The organism is Halalkalibacter alkalisediminis, from assembly GCF_028610705.1.
Taxonomy (GTDB): Bacteria; Bacillota; Bacilli; order Bacillales; family Bacillaceae_D; genus Halalkalibacter; species Halalkalibacter alkalisediminis.
This window is the reverse complement of the sequence record NZ_JAQQWT010000111.1, coordinates 1-1,497: the sequence shown is the minus strand read 5'-3', so window position 1 is coordinate 1,497 and position 1,497 is coordinate 1. Positions and strand designations below refer to the sequence as shown.

Sequence of the window (1,497 nt, the reverse complement as noted above, 5' to 3'; positions counted from 1 at the left end):
CTGCCCTTTACTTTAAGTACAATCCTTCACAATCTCTAATTATCTTAACATAAATATCCAATTTAACTGCCAAGTCTTATCCCATTATCTGGCCCTTTTCATGAAGAAAGACGCTTTCCTTATTTCAGAAAAGCGCCCGATTCTTGAATAATCAACAAATCTTCTATTAACTGATATTGAGAAATAAGAAAAGCGCAGTTATTTGTATACCTATTTCACATAATCAGATAAGAACACTAAATTATTTTGTTTCTATACATTACCTTATTTACATTATGCCTTACGGTATTATGACCGGCTTTAGTACCTTTACCAATAGCTATAAGCATAACATCTAAATACCTATCAGAAATATTTAAGATTGCTTTTAATTTCTTAGAATCATAGCCTGACATAGTAATTGTTTCAAAACCTGCTTCATTTGCTAACAAAATTAATGACATTGACGCAAGACTTACATCTCTTGTTAATTCTAGCTTTAGATCTTCATTTGATTTATTTTCATAATATTTTATTGCAGCATTCGCTAGATAATCTCTTAGCGATTCATCAAAAAAACCTGCTTGAAAGCCTTCTTCATGTATCTTAATAATATTATCTTTATCAAATGCTTGATAATCACCCAACATAACAATTAAAGTTGAAGCTTCTACCACTTGATGTTGATTAAAAGCTATAGGTAGCAATAAATTTTTTAAGTCTGGTTCATCAATAATTAAGTATCGAGTTGCTTGAATATTATTTCCGTTAGGTGACTTACTTGCACTTTCAATTAATGAGGTTAGAATTTCTGAACTTATTTTATAACTTGAATCATAATGTCTAACTGATCGTCTTTTTTCCAAGATATTTTTTACACTCATTTTATCAACTCCGAAATTTTTATTTATTGCTCCTTTAATTATAGTAAGCAATAATAAATGAGAAAATAACGCACAAAAATGTGGTATAGCCACTTTTAAGTGCCTATTCAGGAGGGACAGCACATGGTTAACTATAATACTGGAATCAACATTTTTATGAACATTGCAGGTGGAAAATGGAAATGTTTAATACTCTTTTTCTTGAGCCAAAAATCAGTAAGGACAAAAGAGTTTTACGAATTAATACCTGGAATTACACAAAAAGTTTTAACAGATCAATTGAAACAATTAGAAAGAGATGGACTTGTACGAAGAGAAATATTTAAAGAGGTACCACCAAAAGTAGAATACAGCTTAACTGATCTAGGAAGATCATTTGTACCAGTATTAAACACAATGTGTGAATGGGGTAATAAGTATGCAATTATAAAAGGTATAGATAAAGATCCACAAATTTATTGTGATCATAATTAAACCTAAATTCACATTTTTGACTTCTGAAGAAGCCTGGCGGTTGCATAAAAAAGTGGGGTTTTATGCAACCTCTTATTCAATATAATGGCCCTTTTCATGAAGAAAGACACTTTCCTTATTTCAGAAAAGCGCCCTTTCAATGGAATAACTAATATATTGC

The 1,497-nt window shown here is 30.3% G+C and carries 2 protein-coding genes; one reads left to right on the top strand and one right to left on the bottom strand.

Annotation, left to right across the window (positions count from 1 at the left end; genetic code table 11):
- Positions 1 to 236 precede the first annotated feature (236 nt).
- Positions 237 to 863 carry a nitroreductase family protein gene (locus PQ474_RS26060; RefSeq protein ID WP_223439193.1) on the bottom strand — a complete coding sequence of 209 codons (627 nt, stop codon included), beginning with the start codon at positions 861 to 863 and terminating at the stop codon, positions 237 to 239.
- Between the two features lie 123 nt (positions 864 to 986).
- On the opposite strand from PQ474_RS26060, the gene PQ474_RS26055 reads away from it, so the two are divergent.
- Complete coding sequence (locus PQ474_RS26055; protein WP_089365050.1) at positions 987 to 1,337, top strand: winged helix-turn-helix transcriptional regulator; 351 nt, start codon at positions 987 to 989, stop codon at positions 1,335 to 1,337.
- Positions 1,338 to 1,497: the final 160 nt, after the last annotated feature.

Bases quoted from the DNA above. Each gene is read 5' to 3' on its own strand.
- PQ474_RS26060 (WP_223439193.1), bottom strand. From the start codon at position 863: ATGAGTGTAAAAAATATCTTGGAAAAAAGACGATCAGTTAGACATTAT.
- PQ474_RS26055 (WP_089365050.1), top strand. From the start codon at position 987: ATGGTTAACTATAATACTGGAATCAACATTTTTATGAACATTGCAGGT.